Source organism: Microcoleus harperi Pol14_C6 (assembly GCF_036701295.1).
GTDB lineage: Bacteria > Cyanobacteriota > Cyanobacteriia > Cyanobacteriales > Microcoleaceae > Microcoleus.
On sequence record NZ_JAUBQN010000097.1, the window covers coordinates 1 to 3,821 of the forward strand.

The 3,821-nt window shown below is 44.7% G+C and carries 5 protein-coding genes; 2 read left to right on the plus strand and 3 right to left on the minus strand.

What is annotated here, in order from left to right:
* The first annotated feature begins 172 nt into the window (after positions 1 to 172).
* Complete coding sequence (locus QUA27_RS27050) at positions 173 to 403, plus strand: hypothetical protein (RefSeq protein WP_333072115.1); 231 nt, start codon at positions 173 to 175, stop codon at positions 401 to 403.
* A gap of 41 nt (positions 404 to 444) precedes the next feature.
* On the opposite strand, the gene QUA27_RS27055 is transcribed toward QUA27_RS27050, so the two are convergent.
* The 3 genes from QUA27_RS27055 to QUA27_RS27065 all read right to left on the minus strand — a co-directional run bounded on the left by QUA27_RS27055 (position 445) and on the right by QUA27_RS27065 (position 2,636).
* A complete protein-coding gene (locus QUA27_RS27055) occupies positions 445 to 834 on the minus strand; it encodes a hypothetical protein (RefSeq protein WP_333072117.1) in 390 nt (129 codons plus the stop codon).
* A gap of 102 nt (positions 835 to 936) precedes the next feature.
* Positions 937 to 2,145, minus strand: coding sequence for a precorrin-6y C5,15-methyltransferase (decarboxylating) subunit CbiE (gene cbiE / locus QUA27_RS27060; RefSeq protein WP_333072120.1), 1,209 nt, complete (start codon positions 2,143 to 2,145; stop codon positions 937 to 939).
* 20 nt (positions 2,146 to 2,165) lie between these two features.
* Positions 2,166 to 2,636 carry a GNAT family N-acetyltransferase gene (locus tag QUA27_RS27065; protein WP_333072123.1) on the minus strand — a complete coding sequence of 157 codons (471 nt, stop codon included), beginning with the start codon at positions 2,634 to 2,636 and terminating at the stop codon, positions 2,166 to 2,168.
* Positions 2,637 to 3,060: 424 nt separating this feature from the next.
* On the opposite strand from QUA27_RS27065, the gene QUA27_RS27070 reads away from it, so the two are divergent.
* Positions 3,061 to 3,821: Ig-like domain-containing protein (locus tag QUA27_RS27070; protein ID WP_333072125.1), on the plus strand; the 761-nt coding region annotated here is incomplete at its 3' end.

Here is a 3,821-nt window from a genome sequence, read left to right on the forward strand (position 1 = left end):
AGAAGTTTTATCTCTCTGTGGTTGGGATTATATCCTTGAAGCTATATTAAGTGCAACTTCATAGTAAATTGGTATTACAAGCAGTGGGTTTATTTGTGCTTGCGAGGTTATTACTTTCAAGCAAGTGAGCTTTTAGTTCTAAATAGATCGAAATAAATGAGGAAAATTTCTCATGAATAGTTCGGGTAATTCTTTTACTGGTGGTTGCAGTGGTGGTTGCTTAACAATACTAATTGGGGCTATCGTTTGGGCTATCGTTAATTCTATATTGGTTGTTCTTCTGTGGAACTGGCTGATGCCAGATTTGTTTGGATTCTCCACAATTTCTATTTTTCAAGCTATCGGAATTTCTTTCTTGCTAGGCTTATTACGTTCATCTTCTGACAATTCATCAGGTGACTGAGTTGTGCTAGATTTATTGCATTGTGATGATAGTCATTAGCTTTATTCCATCTGCAAATACTCCAACAGCAGCAACTGCAAATAGTCCAGCATTCGGATATAGGCTCGCATTTGAAGATAGCGCGCTCGCGTCTCATCATAAAACTGAGCGATCGCAGAACGATCTAACACCCTAAGCTGATATAACTCTGCGATCGCCTCCTCGCGATGCTCAATCCCTGCCCTAGCCTCAATCTGACTAGCATAACCGCGAATACTCACTGTTACTAACTCAAGCTCCTCCAGAAACGAAAAGTTTTCCTCGGAACCAAAATAACTATGGGCTATCTCTCTCCGTTCTGATTGAGTTTTTTGATAGTCAACAGTCAACTGTGCCCAAAGCATCACAATAATATCTTGCTTAAAAGCTAATTTTTTTTTAACTTGTGTCATATTTCTATTGCTTATTGATACTATAAGTCACAGTTTTATCAACACCATACTAGCCAAAATATCGATTGTCTTTTACTTTTTAACTACGGCCCACATCGTCTTTTACTTTTTAACTACGGCCCACTGAGTCACCGGTGCAAGCGGTTTCCAACCCTGAAAAGAACCGAGCGCCCCTACTCGCTGAATCCCAATTCTAATGAGTTCCCCGCCGTAAATATCGTGCCATTGCAAAACTTTAAATTCGCTCTCAACTGTCACCGCATTAACAACTAATCGACCGCCTTCACCTAAAGCATTCCAGCAAGTTTCCAGCACGGATTCTGCGGTGACACCGCCGCCGATGAAAATAGCATTCGGTTGAGGCAAATTTGTCAGGGCTTCCGGCGCTTCTCCCGCCACGATTTCGAGTTCGGGAACGCCGAAAGTCGAGGCATTTTCAGCGATGTATTGCAATCGACTCGGATCGCGTTCGATCGCGATCGCCCTGCACCGAGGATGACTCCGCATCCATTCGATCGCGATCGAGCCGCAGCCCGCACCCACATCCCAAAGTAACTCTCCGGGAATCGGGGCTAACGTTGACACAGTAACGGCTCGAACCTCCCGCTTGGTAAGTTGTCCGTCGTGGCGATAAGCAGCATCCGGCAAACCGGAGGTACGAGGGACAATCACAGTTTCGCGATCGGCTGCAACTGCGATTGCGATCGTGTTCAAATCCGCCAAATCCGATTCATTCCAGGCTGCTGCTACCCCCTCGATCCGCCGTTCCGATTCCGATCCCATCCGCTCGAACACGGTCATCAAACTGCTGCCAAACCCCCGCTGTGTTAACATTGCTGCCACAAGACCAGGGGTGTGCCTGTCAGCACTCAACACCAGCAGGCGCGCGCCGGGGGACAAAGCAAGGGAGATCGATGCGATCGGGCGATTAGTCAAACTGAAAGTCTCAACTTGGGCCAGCGGCCAACCCAAACGGGCGCAAGCAAGACTAAAAGCCGATGCCGCCGGAATCACAGTCATTTCCGAAATGAGAATTTGGCGCGACAGTGTTACCCCAATTCCGTGACACATCGGATCGCCGCTGGCTAGCACACAAACAGACTGTCCCCGGCGGCGGATGATTTGATCGACTGTTGCTTGTATCGGCGAAGCCCAAAGCAATTGTTCGCGGGTGTCGTCAATTGGTAGCATTGCGAGGTGACGGGCACCGCCGACAACGAGTTGAGCTCGATCGAGTAGGGTACGGGCGATCGCACTCAATCCCGATAATCCATCTTCGCCAATCCCCACCACCGAAAGCCATTTGTGCATTGCGCCCTTACTGCTAATTACTACTTATCGATTCTAAAGAATAATATCGAATTTCCATTCATAATTCTTTCTTCTACTTGTTTCATTCCGAGTCTTTCTGCGACTTTTCGCGACTCAATGTTTGGGCGATCACAACTTGCGACAAGATAGTTAAAGCCAAGTTCATCAAAACCATACTCTATTATTTTGGTTGCAGCTTCAGTAGCGTAGCCTTTTTTAGTTGCTGTTGGCAGCAATACGTAAACTAACTGGGGCTGTTCTTCTTCAAAAAAACACCACAAACCCCCAACTCCAATAGTTTCTCGCTCGCTCTTAGTTTGGATAAACCACATACCGAATTGCTTTTCTGCAAACAGCTTTTTGTTTTCGGCAAGCATTTCTTCAACCTTTTGTAGCGAGCAGATTTCGCCGTCGCACAGATATCTCCTCACATAGGCATCGATAAAAATTTTATGAAGCGTGTTGAGGTCGCTCTCCCAAATTTGTTTCAAAACCAATCTCTGAGTTTCAAGTATCATGTCGGTTATTTTTTTAGGATAACTTACCTATATTATTCGATATTTTTGTGCATCTATTGTCTTGCCCTTTGCTGACCATAATGTTATAATAAATTCAACTTTACAATACTTATTGCATAATTTTTTGATAAGCAAATCGCCGATTCAAGGCAGATTCAACACAAACTAACGCAGATATTTTTAATAAAAGTTAGTGAATGAATGAATGAATGAATGCTCTTTTATCTGCTATGAAATTACAAATTTATTTCGAGATACTTTAGCGCAGTATTCCCGACATGAAAAAATAATAGTATTTTATTTATCTCTGTGCCACTTTTCTCGGTGGCCTACAAAGCTAGAGCGCTGGGCGCACTGGTTCATAAAGTTATAGATAGAAAAAAAATCAATATTAAATATGAATAACAAACAGAAAGAATTTATCGGGTTCGGCTGCGTAACTGCGATCGTCCTGTTATTCGGATTCATAGGTATTACGGTATGGGAGTTGAGAGAATTTCTAGGTATATATAATCCCCCTTGCCTTAACTACAATTCTTGGGAAGTAGAGCCTTTAATTGTGGGTCAAACGACTAAGCTAAAAATCGGGAGTACCGACGCCGTTTCAGGGTGTATTCCAGGAGATTCTACGCAGTCCGAGAAACAGTGGGTGTGGTCGTCCGATTATGAAGAAGCGGTCAAAGTTTCCCCAGATGGAACTGTGACGGGTATTGCGCCGGGAAAGTTTGCCGTGTTTGCCAAGAAAGGTGGAGAAACACTCTCTATGTCCGGTATTGTTTACCCGCCTGATTGGACACTTCGGATTCTACCAGAAGTTGCAACCGTGCGCGTGGGCGATCGTATTACCTTTAAAATAATTCTCTCCGATTCAAAGGGGAGATTGCTTCCGCCAGTGACTTATTTCCGATTTTCGACTCCCTACTATCAGCAACCGATACCTGGTGCATCCAGCAAATCTCCCAATGCGGAGCCGTTGCTCGCTCAAACGCAATCAGCGGGCACATTTCAAGCGCTGCGACCTGGAACTGTTACTATTACTGGGGGAATGGGCGATCGCACTAGCGAAGCCAAATTAACTATTACAATACTCCGGACAGTTTTTAAGCAGCCAGAGTACCATAAGACAAGACTGAAGGAAGATTTGGATGATTTAAAATC

Bases quoted from the DNA above. Each gene is read 5' to 3' on its own strand.
- QUA27_RS27050 (WP_333072115.1), top strand. From the start codon at position 173: ATGAATAGTTCGGGTAATTCTTTTACTGGTGGTTGCAGTGGTGGTTGC.
- QUA27_RS27055 (WP_333072117.1), bottom strand. From the start codon at position 834: ATGACACAAGTTAAAAAAAAATTAGCTTTTAAGCAAGATATTATTGTG.
- cbiE (WP_333072120.1), bottom strand. From the start codon at position 2,145: ATGCACAAATGGCTTTCGGTGGTGGGGATTGGCGAAGATGGATTATCG.